Raw genomic sequence first — 18,745 nt, forward strand, 5'->3', positions numbered from 1 at the left:
TAGTTATGTGGCAACTTCCTGCTATTGAAGACGCAGAGCTAGAAACGCTGATCAACGACTTGTTAGAAGTACACGGATATGATTTCCGCAACTACAGCAGGGCATCGTTAAAACGTCAGGTTAACCGGCTCTTTACTAAGGACAAATTCCCGAGCTTTGCGGAAATGCGCTATCGGCTCAGGATTGATGAAACTTATTTAAAACGCTTTGTTGAGGGCATCACTGTCAATGTGACGGAGATGTTCCGTGATGCCGACTTTTATCACTTTCTGCGAAAACAAATTATACCAACGCTGGGCACTTATCCTTTTATTAGAATATGGGTGGCTGGTTGTTCAACCGGTGAAGAAGCTTATTCGATTGCGATCTTGTTGAAAGAGGCTAATCTGTTGCACAAAACGCTGATCTATGCCACCGACCTTAATCCTGCCGTATTGGAAGAAGCAAAACAGGGTATTTTCAATTTAAAAAGTATGAAGTTATACTCTGAAAACTACATACTTGCCGGCGGTGTTGAAGATTTCTCACATTATTATACCGCCAACTACCACCACGCCAAACTAAACAAGGAGCTATCAGAGCGCATCATTTTCAGTCAGCATAACCTCGTCTCGGATGGCTCTTTCAATGAATTTCAACTGATCTCTTGCCGTAACGTATTGATCTATTTTAATAGCTATCTTCAAAACAGGGTCTTTAATCTATTTGATGACAGTTTGGTGCGCCTGGGCTATCTTGCCTTAGGAACAAAGGAAACGATTCTGTTTTCCAGCATGGCCGGTCGCTATCAACAAGTGGCCACCGAAGTTAAAATTTGGCGCAAGCAGCAGGAAAGTGCCGACTCTCTGTAATAGTCCGACCTTAAGATACAGTAGCTCTCCTTTCAATTTCGCTTACGATAAAATATTTATGGTGATTTTTCAGTATGTTTGTCACGTTTCTGGAAAGGCCAAAAAATGATTCTTCTGGAAAGAAGAACGACAAAAACTTATCCACAGGAGTGGCAAGTTTTTCAAACGAATATTTACATGCTAAAACTTGAGGAAATTAAGAAACCGATTGCTACCGAGCTGGATGACTTTGAAGTGAAATTCAAAGAATCAATGCGAAGTTCGGTTCCGTTGCTTGATAGAATTACTCACTATATTGTAAAGAGAAAAGGCAAACAAATGCGGCCTATGTTTGTTTTTTTCGCAGCAGGCGCCTGTGGCGGAATTAATGAATCTACCCATCGGGGTGCCGCTTTGGTAGAACTGGTGCATACGGCTACTTTAGTGCATGACGATGTGGTGGACAACTCCTACCAGCGAAGGGGCTTCTTCTCTGTCAATGCGCTTTGGAAAAACAAAATAGCGGTTTTGGTGGGCGATTTCCTTTTAAGTAAAGGGCTTTCCTTATCCGTCCAAAATCAGGACTTTGAATTTCTTAGAATTTTAAACGAAGCAGTATCTGAAATGAGCGAGGGCGAATTATTACAAATGGAAAAGGCCCGTCGCCTTGATATTGATGAGGGCGTTTATTTCGAGGTCATCAGACAGAAAACGGCTTCGTTAATTGCCTCATGTTGTGCTTGCGGAGCAGCATCTACCAATGCACCCAATGAACTCGTAAAGAAAATGCACGATTTCGGTGAAAAAGTCGGTATCGCGTTTCAGATTAAAGACGACCTTTTTGACTTCGGCTTCGACGACGTAGGCAAACCACTCGGCATTGATATTAAAGAGAAAAAACTGACCTTGCCTTTAATTTACGCCTTGAATAATACAAGTAAAGAAAAAAAGAGAAGCATTATCAATCTAGTTAAAAATCATAACGAGGATCAAAAGAAGGTAATGGAGGTCATAGACTTTGTGCGAAATAGCGGTGGACTGGCATATGCAAAAGAAAAGATGCTGGGTTACCAAGCAGAAGCTTTCCGCATTTTAGAAACATTCCCTGAAAGTGAATATAAAACAGGATTGGAACAATTAGTACGATTTACAACCGAGAGAAATAAATAACCATGGCGAATGAACTGATATTTTTCTTTGGATTTTTAGTTTTTATCATACTCATGCTTGCTATTGACTTGGGCCTTTTTAACAAAAAGGATCATATAGTCTCTTTTAAAGAAGCCGCCATTATGAGTAGCGTTTGGGTCGCCTTCGCCCTCGCTTTCTATGTAATTCTTCGTTTCTGGGGTGATAAATTGCACGATATACAGGATTTTGGTCACCTTCAGGAAGTAACGAAGAGACATCTGCATAACATTAAACTGTTGCCGGAGGACTTTGCAGCTAGCCTCGAAATCTATAAAAAGAACCTCGCGCTCGAATACCTTACCGGCTATGTGGTTGAATATGCTCTCTCGGTCGATAATATCTTCGTCATGGTATTGATTTTCACTTCTTTCGGAGTTCCGCCTAAATTTTACCATCGCGTGCTGGTCTGGGGAATCGTCGGCGCTATCCTACTGCGCTTTCTATTTATATTCCTCGGAGCCTCTCTAATCAGTCGTTTCGAATGGATTTTGTACCTGTTCGGCGTCTTTTTGGTATACACTGGGATAACCATGTATCTTAACAGAAATGAGGAAGAAGAGATCGATCCTAAAAATCACAAGGTGGTGCGATTTGCCTCACGTTACTTCTCCGTTTACCCAGAGTTTGTTGGACACAATTTCTTTCATAGAGAAAACGGGAAAAAATTTATCACACCTCTCTTTTTGGTATTGTTGGTTATTGAATTTACGGATCTCATCTTTGCGGTAGATTCAATTCCTGCCATTTTTGCGGTTACAAAAGATCCCTACATTGTATTCTTTTCAAACATTTTTGCTATTCTTGGATTGCGCTCCATGTTTTTCCTGCTGGTGAACGTTATTCATAAGTTCCATTATTTGAAAGTCGGATTAGCATTTCTTTTAGTATTTATCGGCGTAAAGATGCTCGCTCATCATTGGCTGGAAGACTTGGGATTCACAACGGCTCATTCCTTGTATATCATTATAGGAATTTTAGCCGTGAGCGTCATTGCTTCGTTGCTATTCCCGAAGAAAGAGTTGAAAGCCTAATTGCTAAAATTTTAACACCTTTAATACGGCCCGCTTCAAGGCAGGCGCTCTTTTATGGCTAAAGCAAAAACAGTATATCTTTGTCAGAATTGCGGATACGAATCGGCAAAATGGCTCGGTAAATGCCCTTCATGTAACCAATGGAATACCTTCGTGGAAGAGCTTGTTGAAAAAGGAGGCGGCAAAGTGCCGGATTGGAGAAGTGGAACTTCATTTACCGCCAGTAAAACGGCCAATAAAGCGGCCGTTATCCATGAGATTGTATACGAGGAAGAACCACGGATCATAACACCTGACAATGAATTGAACCGCGTTTTGGGTGGCGGGATTGTTGCCGGATCACTGGTGCTGATTGGCGGAGAGCCGGGAATCGGGAAATCGACACTCATGCTACAGCTCGCGTTGAGCATACCAGGGATAAAAACACTATATGTTTCAGGAGAGGAGAGCGAACAACAACTTAAGATGCGGGCGGAGCGTTTACTTCAATCGGCTAAAGCAGATTGCTACATCCTCACGGAGACTTCTACACAAAATATTTTTAAGCAAATTGAATCGGTTGAACCCGACTTGGTCATCGTTGATTCTATTCAAACGCTGCATTCTTCCCAAATAGAATCGTCGCCTGGGAGTGTTTCGCAGGTGAGAGAATGTACTGCTGAATTGCTACGCTTTGCCAAAGAGTCGTCTACGCCCGTTTTCGTCGTTGGGCATATTACTAAAGACGGTTCTATCGCAGGACCGAAAGTACTGGAGCATATGGTGGATACCGTACTTCAGTTTGAAGGCGATAGACACCACATGTACCGCATATTGAGAGCAGTAAAGAACCGCTTTGGCTCTTCTTCGGAACTCGGCATTTATGAGATGTTTCATGCCGGATTAAGGGAGGTGTCGAATCCCTCTGAGATTTTATTATCCCAACGCGAGTCTCCCATTAGTGGTGTCACAATAGCAGCGATGTTGGAAGGCATAAGGCCCATGTTAATTGAAGTGCAGGCGTTGGTTAGCAATTCGGCCTACGGCACGCCACAGCGATCTTCAACCGGATTTGATACAAAAAGAATGAACATGCTGTTGGCGGTGCTGGAAAAACGATTTGGCTTCAGGCTGAGTGTCCAAGACGTATTTTTGAATATTGCTGGCGGCTTGCGTGTAGAAGATCCGGCTATTGACCTTGCGGTAATCGTTGCCATCCTCTCTTCTCAACAAGACATAGCAGTGCCTACTCATATTGCCTTTGCTGGCGAAGTAGGACTCTCCGGCGAAATTCGAGCTGTTAATCGTATTGAACAACGCATTGCTGAAGCTGAAAAGCTAGGCTTCGAACAGATCTACATTTCTAAATATAATAATAAAGGATTGGATGTTTCGAAATATAGCATCAAAATAAACTGGATGGCTAAAGTAGAGGAGATTTTTCAGGCGATCTTCGGCTAGTCTATGAGATTTTTACATAATATTTTGAGTGTAAATTTTACACATGGCTTAAAAATGCTATTTTTGCTTTGAATGAGTCTGTTTAAGATAATAAATATGATTGTTTTGTTGGGTTTCGTAAATACGATTACGTATTTTCCTACCTATGCGAACGATAATTTTTTTTATCAGAAGCAGGTCTTCCATGACAAGAAATTGCAGGACTTCGACGGCGACACACTGTTGGAATGCTTTTTTGATGATGTACTTGATATTCCCATGTCAGGCAAAGATGTAGAACCGACGATCTTTTATAAGAACTACAACTTCCTGACGATCATAATTTCCATATCGATTAAGATTTTGGACAGCTTGATATTGGCAATCAAGCCAGTTGCAACATCGCTGGTAAGCAGTGAAAGTTATTTTGTGTCCAAAAGCACCCCTCTTTTAGGCTATCATATATTCTTGTTTAGGCTAAAGCCCTTCTAATACTGTTTTATTAAGTACAACAATGCTTTATAAGCATGTTTTTATTGGGATACATCGCATCATTGCGATAAACCTCTACTTTCGCCTTTTTTGGGCATTTAAAACAGTCAACTAAAACAATACATTCTTAGAATATATTAATGAACAGATTTTATATAGGTTTATATGGTGTTGCTATGTCTGCGGTTATCGCGTGTACATCAAGCAAAAGAAATAGTGAGCAAACAGAAGAGAAGCGTTCGGTACCTTATACGCAATTAAAAGCGGTAGATACCACATTATACACGGATTATGTCGCGGACATTGAAGCGGTGAGGAATGTAGAAGTTCGTTCAAAAATACAGGGATTCCTAGATAAAATATTTGTAGATGAGGGGGCTTTAGTACAAGCCGGTCAGATTTTATTTAAGATTAATGATGACGAGCAGCGTGCGGACGTATCAAAAGCTCAGGCTCTTTTGAACAACGCAACCGCCGATGCGAAAACCGTAGCGCTCGAATTGGAACGCGTAAAAGCCCTAATTAAGAAAAACATTATAACCAAGACCGATCTTGACGTTGCGCAGGCCCAATTAAAAGCTGCTGAAGCGAGAGTACAGGAAGCTCGATCAGACTTACAGCGAGCGCAAACACTATTGGCATATACCAGCATACGGGCCCCCTTTACAGGAAGAATAGACAGAATCCCGTTAAAGGTAGGAAGCTTATTGAGTGAAGGAGCCTTATTGACCAGCGTTTCAGATCTCCATGAGGTTTATGCGTACTTTACAATATCCGAGACGGAGTATTTGCAAAACATCGCAAGAAAGTCGCCCGAGAATAGCATCCTGTCGAAGGAGGTACAGCTTACGTTAGCGGATGGTCAACACTATCCACACAAAGGGAAAATAGAACTGGCAGAGTCGGAATTTGAGGAGCAAACCGGAACAATTTCGCTTAGGGCTCGATTCCCTAACCCAGAGAGAATATTAAAACATGGCGCTACCGGTAAAATACAGTTACCGACAAAAATCACTGAGTCTATTATCGTTCCACAGAAATCCGTTTTTGAAATTCAAGACCGTGCCTACGTTTATGCACTTGACAGCGCGAACAAGGTCAAAATGACCAATATAGAACTAGGTACACGGTTCGGGCATTTTTACTTAATTCGCTCCGGACTTAAAGCAGGACAGAAGATTGTCTTTGAAGGAACACAAAGCCTTACAGACGGTGTGGCTATAGAGCCTCGCGAGGTTTCGTTGGATAGCTTGCTAGGCAGCCCGGGCCAAGGATTACAATAAACGCATTTTTTGTTGCTTTAAGATACTTATCATGTTTGAAATTTTCATAAAACGACCGGTACTCTCGCTGGTCATTTCTCTATTTATAACGTTACTAGGGCTGTTATCGCTCTTCACCTTACCAGTTACTCAATTTCCAGATATCGTCCCGCCGTCTGTGGTGGTGAACGCAAATTATACAGGCGCTAATGCGGAGGTAAGTACCAATGCGGTCGCAATTCCACTGGAGAAAGCTATTAATGGTGTTCCGGGAATGACATATATGTCTTCCGTCTCTACAAATAACGGCAACACGCTTATCCAAGTGTATTTTGAAGTAGGAACAGATCCGGATATTGCGGCGGTCAACGTGCAAAACCGTGTGACAACAGTTTTAGATGAACTGCCCGAGGAAGTAATCAAAGCTGGGGTTACAACCGAGAAGGAAGTCAACAGTATGTTGATGTACTTAAATATATATAGCGACGACGAAACAGCAGACGAGCGGTTTATATATAACTTCACCGATATTAATATTTTAAAAGAACTAAAGCGTATCCAGGGCGTAGGTCGAGCTGAAATTATGGGCTTTAAAGACTATGCGATGCGCGTATGGCTAAAACCGGATAGACTTACTGCATATCGGGTCTCAAGCGAAGATGTCATTAAAGCCATCCGGGCGCAAAATGTGGAGGCAGCCCCCGGTCAGACAGGGATTGGGTCAGACAAGAGCGTGAATATGCAGCAATATGTGCTTCGTTATCCCGGTAAATTCGACCGTCCTGAACAATATGAGAACATCCCTTTACGGGCGAATCCCGACGGATCTATCTTACGCTTAAGGGATGTAGCCGATGTGGAATTTGGATCCTTGGAATATGAGATGTCATCAAAGGCGGACGGTCGGCCTTCTGCCTCCATTATGATTAAACAATTGCCCGGTTCTAATGCCAGCGAGGTTATCGACCTAATTAAAGCGAAGATGGAGGAACTTAAAGGAACTACCTTCCCTCCGGGAATGAAATATACCATGGGCTACGATGTTTCTCGGTTCTTGGATGCTTCCATCAATGAGGTGCTCCATACACTTGTTGAGGCCTTTATATTGGTTTTCCTTGTTGTATTCATCTTTCTACAGGATTTTCGATCCACCTTGGTTCCCGCATTGGCCGTGCCTGTGTGCTTGATTGGCGCATTGTTCTGTATGCAAATGCTCGGATTTTCGATCAATTTATTGACGTTATTTGCCTTGGTCCTTGCGATTGGTATTGTGGTGGATAACGCCATTGTTGTGGTGGAGGCGGTATATGTAAAGATGGAAGAAGAGCATATGCAGCCAATGGAGGCCACACTGGCGGCTATGAAAGAAATTAGTGGAGCAATTATCGCTATTACGTTGGTGATGTCGGCCGTGTTTGTGCCAGTAGCGTTCCTATCAGGGCCAGTAGGAGTCTTTTATCGACAATTTTCTTTGACCTTAGCAGGATCCATTCTTATTTCCGGAATCAATGCGCTCACTTTAACGCCAGCCCTCTGCGCTATTATTTTACGATCACCACATAATAGGCCGGAACCCCGGGGTGTATTGGCAACTTTCTTCAAGAAATTCAATAAGGTCTACAATAAAATATCCGGAAAATATGCAGGTCTCATTGGGCGTATCGCAGGCCGGAGAGTAATCACATTGGCCATATTAGTACTTTCCTTCATTGCTACGTGGGGTATTTCTTCCATCCTGCCTTCCGGATTTATACCTACGGAAGATCAGGGAATGATTTACGTAAACGTAACGACGCCACCAGGTGCAACAGTTCAGCGGACGGAGGCTGTTCTGGATGAGATAGATGCTATTGCCCGCCAAATGGAATCAGTGGAAAGCGTCTCGACGCTTGCCGGCTATAGTTTGGTAAATGAAGTTACCGGTGCTTCGTATGGGATGGGAATGATCAATTTGAAACGCTGGGAAGAACGGAAGGAATCAGTAGGAAATATGGTTGAAAGGCTGAAAAAAGAAACAAGTAAGATTACAGATGCGGAAATTGAGTTCTTTCCGCCACCTACTGTACCAGGCTTCGGTAACTCAAGTGGTTTCGAGCTGCGGGTGTTAGATCGAAGTGGTAGCGACGACTTAAGCAAACTATCCGATGTGTTAAACACTTTTATGAATAGTTTGAAAAAAACACCTGAAATAGGAAGCGCTTTTACAAGTTTTGACCCTAACTTTCCGCAATATCTGATAAATGTGGATTACGATATAGCGGCGAAGAAGGGGATCAGTGTCGATAACGCCATGTCTACGCTGCAAACCTTAATGGGAAGTTTTTATACATCCAACTTCATCAAGTTCGGACAAATGTACAAGGTGATGGTACAGGCTGGTCCCGGATACCGTGAAAAACCAGAAGATGTTTTACGCTTGTTCGTGAAAAATGAAGCCGGAGAGATGGTCCCCTTTTCTAGCTTTATTAAGATGGAAAGAATATATGGACCGGAGCAATTGACGAGGTACAACATGTTCACCTCAGCGATGATCAATGGTGATGCAGCGCCCGGATATAGTAGTGGAGACGTAATTGCAGCGGTTGAAAGAGTAGCGGCCGAGAGCTTGCCCCGTGGATTTGAAATTGAATGGTCGGGGATGACGCGCGAGCAGATTTTATCAGGGAACCAGGCCATATACGTATTCGCCTTATGTCTTTTGTTTGTTTATCTTTTACTCTGTGCACAGTATGAGAGCTTCTTGTTGCCATTACCTGTGATTTTAAGTCTGCCCGCCGGCGTGTTCGGCGCTTTCTTGTTTTTGAAATTGCTCGGATTAGAAAATAACATCTATGCACAAGTCGCTTTGATTATGTTGATTGGTCTTTTAGGCAAAAATGCCATCCTCATTATCGAGTACGCTCTCTTAAAGCACAAGCAAGGCGCGTCAATTTTGGATGCAGCAATTGAAGGATCCGTTGCACGTTTACGCCCCATCTTAATGACTTCGTTTGCTTTTATAGCGGGGCTAATTCCATTGGCGATGGCCTCCGGTGCAGGCGCATTGGGAAATAGATCTATCGGCACAACGGCGATCGGAGGAATGATAATAGGTACCATAGCCGGTGTTATTATCATTCCAGGGCTGTATGTGCTGTTTGCCTCTATGAAGAAAAAAAAGAAAGTTAAGAAAGTGACCGGTGTTGCCGTTGCCATCGCGGGAATCCTATTATTCGCTTCCTGTGGTGTGCAAAAGGAAATAGAACCGATACACCGGAAAGTGCCTGAACATTACCGTGGTAAAAATCAGACAGACACCCTTGCGTCCGATACGGCGTCGATGGCGACGATATCTTGGAGAAGCTTCTTTCAGGACGAATATTTATTAAAGCTCATTGATACTGCTTTAGCAAATAACCCCGACATGAGACAAGCCTTGTATCGTGTCGAAATAGCGAGGGCTAATATGCGCTTGGGTAAGAATGCATTATTCCCATCGATTAATGCCGTTGCCGAGGCCGGTCTTCGAAAATATGGATTCTATACAATGGACGGAATCGGGAACTACGACACCAATTTTTCCGAAAATTTAAAGGATGACGAACGAGTTCCAGACCCCGTACCTGATTACTTTTTAGGCTTGCGTGCCTCTTGGGAAATCGATATCTGGGGAAAACTGAAGAATAGAAGGAAAGCGGCCTTTGCGCGATTTTTAGCTTCTTATGAAGGACAAAAGCTCGTGCAGACCCAATTGATCGCCGAAATTGCGTCCGCCTATTTTGAATTGCTCGCTTTAGACAATGAGTTGTATATCTTAGAAAAGAATATAGCCTTACAGCAGGAATCATACGAACTAGTACAAGTTCAAAAAGAAGGAGGAAGAGCGACAGAATTAGGCGTACAGCAGATGAGGGCGATCTTAATGAACTCGAAAAGCAGAAAGGAAATGGTCTTGCAGCAAATAAATTCCAAAGAGAATTACCTGAATTTCCTGTGTGGTCGGTTTTCATCGCCAATCGAGCGGAGACGCGAAGAACTCGAAGCCTATCCCTTAGCAAAAGCTGTTAAGGTTGGCTTGCCCGCTAAAATGTTGGCGCTTCGTCCCGACATAAGAGCTGCAGAACTGAATCTGTTGGCAGCAAAAGGGGACGTTAAAGCTGCCCGAGCGGCTTTCTTGCCGTCGTTGAGCTTTTCTCCCTATATCGGATTCCAATCATTTGATATGTCCAAATTATTCGTCACTTCGCCGAGTTCGGTTGCGTATGGACTGCTCGGCGGACTAACCGCTCCCCTTTTTAATCAACGGATGATTCGGTCTAACTACGAACAGGAGTTGGCCAATAAGGGAATAGAATACCAAGAATATGAAAAAACGGTGCTTAAAGCTTGGCAGGAAGTAGAGACGGAACTCAATGCGCAGCGGCATTTGAGAGCCAGACGCTCGTTTAACCAACATGAAGTAGATGCCCTCCGGTTATCGGTAGATGCTTCGTCAGAACTTTTTAAGGCGGGAAGAGCAAATTATTTGGATGTTATTACTTCCCAGCGAAATGTTTTGGATGCCGAAATCACCCTGAATAGCACCTATTTAGAATACCTTCAGTCGGTTGTCAACTTATATAAAGCATTAGGTGGAGGCTGGCAGTAATTTTAGCTATTAGAGATTAACTAACAGCATCGGTTTTCAGACAATAGCAGTCGGCTAAGCTGATTACCGAAAGCTTTGAGTAAATAATAAAAAAGAAGACCCCGGCGAATTGCCGGGGTCTTCTTTTTTATTTACTTAAATACATCGATTTCTCGGCGTATAGATGCCTAAAATAAGGATCATCCAAATTCTTAATAAAGCGGATTGCTTCTCCGGTAGAACGCATTTCCGGACCGAGCTGCTTGTCTACGTCAGGGAATTTATCAAAAGAGAACACCGGTTCTTTAATAGCGTAACCTTCGAGCTTACGTTCGATTTTGAAATCGCTCAGCTTATTTTCGCCCAGCATTACTTTAGTAGCAATATTGATATAAGGCACGTCGTAAGCTTTGGCAATAAAAGGAACGGTACGGGAAGCTCTCGGATTCGCTTCAATTACGTATACCTTTTCATTTTTTATTGCAAACTGTATGTTCAACAGCCCTTTGACGTTGAGCGCTTTTGCAATTTTTTTGGAGTATTCTTCCATTTTCTCCTGTACGGCCGCCGACAGACTAAAAGGAGGCAATACCGCACTTGAATCGCCCGAGTGTATACCGGCGGGCTCGATATGCTCCATCATCCCAATAATATGTACATCCTCACCATCGCATATCGAATCAGATTCCGCTTCTTCGGCGCGATCAAGGAAGTGGTCAATCAAAACTCTGTTTCCCGGCATATTCTTCATGATTTTGATGACGGCTTTTTCCAGCTCCTCATCATTAATCACAATACTCATGCCTTGCCCGCCTAATACATAACTTGGCCGAACCAACACGGGGTATCCCACTTCGTTGGCCACTTTTAAGGCTTCTTCTGCATTTTCAGCGACCCCGTATTTCGGATAAGGAATATCCAGCTCCTTTAACAGGTCGGAGAAACGTCCACGGTCTTCAGCCAAGTCCATATCCTCGAACGATGTCCCGATGATGCGAATGCCGGTTTCCTTCAATTTTTCAGCCATTTTAAGCGCTGTTTGACCTCCAAGCTGTACAATAACACCTTCAGGCTTTTCTAAGTCAATAATTTCCCTTACATGTTCCCAGAAAACAGGCTCGAAGTAAAGCTTATCGGCCATGTTGAAGTCCGTTGAAACTGTTTCGGGATTACAGTTGACCATAATCGCTTCGTATCCAGCTTCTTTAGACGCCAACAGTCCATGTACACAAGAGTAATCAAATTCAATGCCTTGCCCAATCCGGTTCGGACCGGAGCCCAGCACGATAATTTTCTTTTTGTCGCTAGGAACCGACTCGTTTTCCTCTTCAAAAGTAGAGTAATAGTAAGGTGTAGCTGCTTGAAACTCGGCTGCACAGGTGTCAACCATTTTGTATACTCGCTTAATACCCAAATCTCTCCTGCGGTTGTATACATCATCTTCGCTCACATTGCCTAGCAACCAGGCAATCTGGCCGTCAGAAAACCCTTTCTGTTTGAGGGTCAGGAAAAATTCCTTCGGTATATTGGAAAGCGAATACCGCTTTAATTCTGTTTCGAGTTCTACGAGCTCCTGGATCTGCACAAGGAACCACTTGTCGATCAAAGTAGCTTTTCTGATAGATTCCAAAGGTACTCCCATTTCGAAGGCGTCTTTAATATGGAAGAGGCGGCCACTGCTTGGGTGTTCCAAGCTGTGCATAATTTCCTCCAAGTTACGCAATTGTCGGCCGTCGGCACCTAATCCTAAGCGATTGGTTTCTAAACTCTGACAAGCTTTCTGTAAGGCCTCGATAAAGGTACGCCCAATAGCCATCACCTCGCCTACTGATTTCATCTGTAAGCCCAATTCCCGATTAGCACCTTTGAATTTGGCGAAGTTCCACCGAGGAGACTTGACGATTACATAGTCTAAAGTAGGCTCAAAATAGGCAGAGGTCGTTTTAGTTATTTGGTTTTCCAGTTCATCTAAGTTATACCCAATCGCCAATTTAGCTGCAATTTTTGCAATTGGATAGCCCGTTGCTTTTGAAGCCAAGGCCGATGAGCGGGAAACCCGAGGATTAATTTCAATGGCTATAATGTCTTCATTCTCCGGGTTTACGGAAAATTGAACGTTACATCCACCAGCGAAGTTACCAATAGCGCGCATCATCTTAATGGCTTGATTACGCATTTCCTGGTAACAAGTATCGCTCAGCGTCATGGCCGGAGCCACCGTTATGGAGTCACCGGTATGAATACCCATGGGGTCAAAGTTCTCAATGGAACAAATGATAATCACGTTATCTTTGTTATCACGTAGAAGTTCCAACTCATATTCCTTCCATCCTAAAACCGCTTGTTCCACAAGCACTTCATGCGTAGGAGATGCTTGTAGACCTCTACTTAAGGCCGCTTCAAATTCTTCCTTTTTGTGAACGAAGCCGCCTCCGGTTCCTCCTAATGTGTAACTCGGGCGTATAACAAGGGGGAAACCGATTTGTTGTGCTGCTTCTTTACCTTCTAAGAAAGAATTTGCTATCTTAGATTCTGCTACGCCGACACCGATATCGATCATCAACTGGCGGAATGCTTCCCGATTTTCTGTTTTTTCAATGGCGGCGACATCTACCCCAATTACTTTTACGCCATACTTTTCCCAAATACCGCGATTGGACGCTTCAATACAAAGGTTAAGCGCTGTTTGGCCACCCATAGTTGGCAATACAGCATCAATCTGACGCTCTTGAAGAATCTGTTCAATACTGTCAACGGTAAGGGGTAATAGATAGACGTGGTCGGCAATGACCTTATCGGTCATAATAGTCGCGGGGTTTGAATTAATAATGGAAACTTCAATACCTTCCTCTTTCAGTGAAAGAGCTGCTTGAGAACCCGAATAGTCAAACTCACAGGCCTGTCCGATAATAATTGGGCCCGAACCGATAATCAGCACCGAGCGAATGGAGGTGTTTTTTGGCATTTTATATGTTCAAAAAATATTAGTTATCAAAAAGAACGTCTTGATAAAACAGTGCGGGAAAGCTCTATGATTGAGAAGATATTCCGACTGCTTTGTCGGAGTGCAAAGATAGGACTTTTTTGATTTATAATTTAAAAAATCACAAAAAATAAGCGCGACTACAGTAGCTTGTATTGCAAGGCATTTTTCGTTAAGTTTGGGTATTCAATTTTATGTGATGACAAATCTCAGTATTACCAATAGGCTACAGTGCATAATATCGAAGCAAACGTCCTTGTTTTGTGAGATCAGACCCCATGAATACATACCTTTTATATTATTAGGATAGTAGACAAGAACCTTTTATTCCTGTTTAAGCTTGAATATTATTCAACACCTTTACTCACAAATCATTCAAACCTCCATACTGGAATGGTTTGCGGTTATCACTGCCTTTGTCTGTATCTATTTGGCAGCCAAGCAACACATTTTAAATTGGCCAATTAGCATATTAAGTGTGTTAGCCTATGCTTATCTATTTTATCAAGCGAAGTTATATGGAGAAATGGCTTTGCAGGGATATTATCTTTTTACCGCCATCTATGGCTGGTATTACTGGTTAAAGGTAAAGCAAGAAAACCAGCGTCCGGTAGTCCGTCTTTCCTCACGAGCGATGGGCCTAGCGGTATTAGCTGCGGCATGCTTATCTGCTTTATTGGGCTTGTTCTTACACCATTATACCGACAGTGATGTGGCGTTTATTGATGGCACCTTGGCTTCCATAAGTTTCATTGCTCAGTTCCTGATGACGAGAAAAGTATTGCAGAATTGGTTGATGTGGGTTATTGTGGACATTTTATATATTCCTCTTTTTGTCTATAAAGATTATCTGCTTACTGCAGTGCTTTATGCTATTTTAACGATTATTGCCTGGAAGGGCTATTTAGATTGGAAGCGTGTATGGAAGACAAACCAATAATGAAAATTGCCGTGGTAGGACCGGAATCTACCGGAAAATCAAACATATCGGCGTATCTGGCTAAGGCCTATGAAACTGTTTGTGTACCTGAATATTCACGCGAATATTGTCGGAATCTGAACAGAGCTTACACTTTGCAGGATGAACTAAACATATTTTACGGTCAAATCGCCCTGGAAAGCAGTTTAGTGCCTTTGGCCGCCAACCATCTATTAATTTGCGACACCACGTTCCTGACAGTAAAAGTTTGGTGCGACTATCTTTTTGGGGATACACCGCTAGAAGTAAAGCAGGCCTTAAACACGCATCCTTACGATTTCTATCTACTGATGGACATCGACTTGCCTTGGCAAGATGACCCGCTGCGCGATTTCCCCGAACCCGAACAACGCGCTCACTTTCTACAGGTTTGGAAAAATGAGTTGAGCGCGTTGAACGCGCGCTACCAGCTCGTTACAGGCCTAGGAGAAGAACGCTTTTTAAATGCTAAAAAGACTGTTGATAGTTTTTTGAAATCTGTTGGAATTTGAAAGGAGATTTGAAAACTTGATCGCAAGTAAAGGAGCGAGCAACGAATAATAAAAAAGCCCTGCTGGTATAAAACAGCAGGGCTTCTTCATGTGTGTTATTTACAATTTTATTTCTTCTTCCTTGGCGTTTAAGAAGTGAAATTCATTCATAAAGTATGATGAGATAGCCTTGACCTTGATCCATTTTCCGTATTGGAAAAACCATTTCATTCGCCTCGATATCAAGCCCTTTTTTATAAAGGCCTCAATATATGGATGAACGCAAAGTGTAATATGTTTTTCGTTCTGTTCATGTAAAACATAACTCAAATTGCTTTCGATGTCGTCCATCAGTACAATACTCGCACGAATTTCGCCGGTTCCTCCGCACGCGGGGCATTTCTCATTGGTTACGACCGTCATTTCGGGCCGAACCCGTTGCCTGGTTATCTGAACCAGTCCAAATTTACTAGGGGGAAGAATCGTATGTTTAGCCCGATCATTACCCATACACTCCTTCAAGTAGTCGTGCAGCTCCTTCCGATTGGTCGGCTTATGCATATCAATAAAGTCAACCACTACGATACCGCCCATATCGCGCAATCGAAGTTGACGAGCAATTTCTTTCGCAGCTTCTTTATTCACGAGGAGCGCATTATCTTCCTGATTTTCTTTGTTAGCCGTACGATTTCCGCTATTGACATCGACAACATGTAGCGCTTCGGTGTGTTCAATCACTAGATACGCTCCCCCCTGCAGGTTCACTATTTTTCCAAAAGCGGCCTTTATTTGTTTCTCTACACCGAAATGTTCGAAGATAGGATCTTTGTGTTTATACAACTTTACTATCTTTTCCAGATCGGGAGAAATTCCCTGAATGTAAGACTTCGTTTCCTCATAAATGATAGGATCATTAATATAAATATGAGAAAACTCGTCAGTCAATATATCACGCAAAATGGTAGATGTTCTATCCATTTCACCTAATATCTTTTTAGCCGGATCGGTGGAAGCCAGGCGCTTTGTAAAGGATTCCCATTTGGTGATTAAATCCCGAAGGTCCTTCTCTAACTCTGCTACCCCCTTGCCTTCTGATACTGTACGAATGATAACGCCAAAGTTTTGAGGTTTTATTGCCTCAACAATTTTTTTAAGCCGGTTTCTCTCGGTGTTACTTTTAATTTTCTTAGAGATAGAAACCGTGTCAGAAAAGGGCACCAAAACAACAAATCTTCCAGCAATAGATAAGTCGGAACTCAAACGCGGCCCTTTGGTTGAGATTGGCTCTTTAGCAATCTGTACCGGCAGCAACATATTTCGACTCAAAATCTCGGAAATTTTGCCCGATTTGTTGATGTCCTTTTCTAGCTTTAAACTATTGAGCAGTTTGTCTTTATAACTGCCATTCTTTACTAATTTGGTAAGCTTTATGAGCGATTGTACCTGTGGTCCTAGGTCCAGATAATGCAAAAATGCATCCTTCGCATAGCCCACATCTACAAAAGCGGCATTCAATCCGGGCATGATCTTCTTTATTCTGCCCAAATAAATGTCGCCAACAGCGTAATTATTATTTACCTGTTCCTTATTTAACTCAACAAGCTGTTTATCCTGTAGTAAAGCAATAGTTGTCCCCGCCTCTGGGGAAGAATCTACTATTAATTCCTTTACCAACAGCTACTTTCTTTAGAAAGACCGCAACGGATACAGGCAGTAAAAAATTATACCCATTCCGTCATGCCTCTTTCGGTTAAACCATAAGATTGTTCAATAAAAAAACAGACAACAACATAAACCAGCCTATAGGCGGTCCATGATAGGAAAAAACTTGCCAACAACCACAATAGCCTGCACCTCAGTTCGTGAGATGCAGGCTACCGGATAATGGCACGCCTGAAAATGCGCTTATTTTTTCTTATGTCTGTTTTTTCTTAAACGTTTCTTACGTTTGTGAGTAGCCATTTTATGTCTTTTTCTTTTTTTTCCGCTTGGCATAGCTTAAATTTTTAAATGTTTTATAAATTATTTTAATTACTTGTTCAATTCATCAATCTTGCGATCGATGAACTGGGATAAGCTTGGATCTGCTGCTATCGTTTTGCTTTGTTGAAAAGCTTTAATAGCCTCAGCCTTCAAGCCAATATTTTCATAACTTGTGGCTAAATAAAACCAAGCCTCTGCACTTGGTTGGATTTCAATAACTGTTTTGAACCGGTCTACGGCTTTATCGAACTGACGGGACCGCATTGAGAACATCCCCAAGCTTGTATTTGCCTTCAGGTTCTTGGGATCTTCTTTAACGACCTCCATCAATAGGGCGATCCCCTGCATAGGTGCGCCACCTATATTGACGATTGCCGTTCCTAAACCGGCCTTAGCGTCTAGACTTTTAGGATTTAAATCGAGTGCTTTTTGATATGCTTGTTGTGCATGCTGGGTTAGTGCGGGGGCCAACACGGTATCCTGTAAATTCTCATAGGCGGCAGTAAAAGCGTCTCCCGCTTTCAGCCAATTGTCATGCGAAGGCTCTAATTTAGCGATTTCTTCATAAGTGAAACCCAAGGGAGCAGGTTTCGCAACGTCATCCCAATGACCTGCTAATTTTTTAAGTAAGTTCAGTCGCTCCTCTCCACTACTGTTGGATAAAGCGGCCTCAACCTCCGCAATTTCTTTTGTCAAGTTGGCGTTTAGCCCTTGCTTTGCAATAGTAGAGACCGACGCTAAGTTAACAGCTTCGGTCTCCGTGTTTGTAGTAGCTTCCTGTTCTTGTTCGGTATTATCACGTTTAACCAAACCCTTAATAGGTTGCGCCATCAATACTCCCATCAGTACAACTACAAGCGCAATGACTATTATTTGTTTTGTTTTATGCATGATTAATATATCCGATTAAAGCAGATTATTTATTACCGTTTTTTACTTTCTCAACAAAAACCTTTGCTGGTTTAAAGCTAGGAACGAAGTGCTCCGGAATAATAATAGCTGTGTTTTTTGAAATGTTACGAGCAGTTTTTTTAGCCCTTTTTTTTACAACGAAGCTACCGAATCCTCTAACGTAAACATTCTCGCCGCCCACCATAGCTCCTTTTACTACTTTGAAAAATGCTTCAACAGTTTCCTGTACATCTACTTTTTCTAAACCTGTCTTGTTAGAAATCTCTGCGATAATTTCTGCTTTAGTCATGTTATATTCTTCTAATTGTTTTTTCGTTAACTACTGCCAGATCATTCGATTTGGGGATGCAAAAGTATTGCTTTTAAATGATTTACAAAAATAAAACCTCAATTTTTATGTAAAATAACTGTCTGCGAAGCCTTTAAGGCAAAAAATTAAACTATTCAGCTAATTTATAAGCCGTTAGCATATTGGTTATCGGTTACCGGTTGTTAGTTGCCGGCTACTGTCATGTCCTAAAAAAAGTAGACACTTTTATTGTTGTTGATTAAGATGTTGGAATGTGGGAAACTCCAGAGGAGTTTTC

13 protein-coding genes are annotated in these 18,745 nt (G+C 42.4%); 9 read left to right on the plus strand and 4 right to left on the minus strand.

The genetic code is table 11. The features are described 5' to 3' along the window. Window positions 1–5: 5 nt before the first annotated feature. The 7 genes from EPX21_RS20325 (at window position 6) to EPX21_RS20355 (ending at window position 10,852) form a co-directional block, all read left to right on the plus strand. Window positions 6–851, plus strand: a complete 846-nt coding sequence (locus EPX21_RS20325; RefSeq protein WP_134091493.1) for a protein-glutamate O-methyltransferase CheR — start codon at window positions 6–8, stop codon at window positions 849–851. A 177-nt stretch (window positions 852–1,028) separates the two neighbouring features. Beyond that, the gene (locus tag EPX21_RS20330) at window positions 1,029–2,000 is read left to right on the plus strand and encodes a polyprenyl synthetase family protein (RefSeq protein WP_134091494.1); all 972 of its coding nucleotides are present in this window, start codon (window positions 1,029–1,031) and stop codon (window positions 1,998–2,000) included. 2 nt (window positions 2,001–2,002) lie between these two features. Next, window positions 2,003–3,052 (plus strand): TerC family protein, encoded by a 1,050-nt coding sequence (locus EPX21_RS20335; RefSeq protein ID WP_134091495.1) that lies wholly within the window; start codon window positions 2,003–2,005, stop codon window positions 3,050–3,052. A 54-nt stretch (window positions 3,053–3,106) separates the two neighbouring features. Beyond that, on the plus strand, window positions 3,107–4,492 hold the full coding sequence (gene radA / locus EPX21_RS20340) for a DNA repair protein RadA (RefSeq protein WP_134091496.1): 1,386 nt from the start codon (window positions 3,107–3,109) through the stop codon (window positions 4,490–4,492). 96 nt (window positions 4,493–4,588) lie between these two features. Further along, the gene (locus EPX21_RS20345; protein ID WP_134091497.1) at window positions 4,589–4,963 is read left to right on the plus strand and encodes a hypothetical protein; all 375 of its coding nucleotides are present in this window, start codon (window positions 4,589–4,591) and stop codon (window positions 4,961–4,963) included. A 140-nt stretch (window positions 4,964–5,103) separates the two neighbouring features. Then, window positions 5,104–6,246 carry an efflux RND transporter periplasmic adaptor subunit gene (locus tag EPX21_RS20350; RefSeq protein WP_134091498.1) on the plus strand — a complete coding sequence of 381 codons (1,143 nt, stop codon included), beginning with the start codon at window positions 5,104–5,106 and terminating at the stop codon, window positions 6,244–6,246. 31 nt (window positions 6,247–6,277) lie between these two features. Next, on the plus strand, window positions 6,278–10,852 hold the full coding sequence (locus EPX21_RS20355; RefSeq protein ID WP_134091499.1) for an efflux RND transporter permease subunit: 4,575 nt from the start codon (window positions 6,278–6,280) through the stop codon (window positions 10,850–10,852). A 127-nt stretch (window positions 10,853–10,979) separates the two neighbouring features. On the opposite strand, the gene carB is transcribed toward EPX21_RS20355, so the two are convergent. Continuing rightward, on the minus strand, window positions 10,980–13,796 hold the full coding sequence (carB, locus tag EPX21_RS20360; protein ID WP_134091500.1) for a carbamoyl-phosphate synthase large subunit: 2,817 nt from the start codon (window positions 13,794–13,796) through the stop codon (window positions 10,980–10,982). 358 nt (window positions 13,797–14,154) lie between these two features. Here carB and pnuC point away from each other — a divergent pair, with 358 nt between their 5' ends. Both pnuC and EPX21_RS20370 read left to right on the plus strand, forming a co-directional pair. Then, window positions 14,155–14,754 (plus strand): nicotinamide riboside transporter PnuC, encoded by a 600-nt coding sequence (gene pnuC, locus EPX21_RS20365; protein WP_134091501.1) that lies wholly within the window; start codon window positions 14,155–14,157, stop codon window positions 14,752–14,754. Next, complete coding sequence (locus EPX21_RS20370) at window positions 14,736–15,284, plus strand: AAA family ATPase (RefSeq protein WP_134091502.1); 549 nt, start codon at window positions 14,736–14,738, stop codon at window positions 15,282–15,284. The genes pnuC and EPX21_RS20370 overlap by 19 nt, the downstream gene beginning before the upstream one ends. Before the next feature lie 99 nt (window positions 15,285–15,383). Here the strand turns inward: EPX21_RS20370 and EPX21_RS20375 are convergent, their stop codons facing one another. The 3 genes from EPX21_RS20375 to EPX21_RS20385 all read right to left on the minus strand — a co-directional run bounded on the left by EPX21_RS20375 (window position 15,384) and on the right by EPX21_RS20385 (window position 18,447). Continuing rightward, window positions 15,384–16,937, minus strand: coding sequence for an Rne/Rng family ribonuclease (locus EPX21_RS20375; RefSeq protein ID WP_134091503.1), 1,554 nt, complete (start codon window positions 16,935–16,937; stop codon window positions 15,384–15,386). Between the two features lie 357 nt (window positions 16,938–17,294). Further along, a complete protein-coding gene (locus tag EPX21_RS20380; protein ID WP_134091504.1) occupies window positions 17,295–18,137 on the minus strand; it encodes a tetratricopeptide repeat protein in 843 nt (280 codons plus the stop codon). A gap of 25 nt (window positions 18,138–18,162) precedes the next feature. Continuing rightward, a complete protein-coding gene (locus EPX21_RS20385; RefSeq protein ID WP_013664426.1) occupies window positions 18,163–18,447 on the minus strand; it encodes an HU family DNA-binding protein in 285 nt (94 codons plus the stop codon). Between the last annotated feature and the right edge of the window lie 298 nt (window positions 18,448–18,745).

Origin of the sequence: Olivibacter sp. XZL3 (genome assembly GCF_004368405.1) — a bacterium.
GTDB lineage: Bacteria > Bacteroidota > Bacteroidia > Sphingobacteriales > Sphingobacteriaceae > Olivibacter.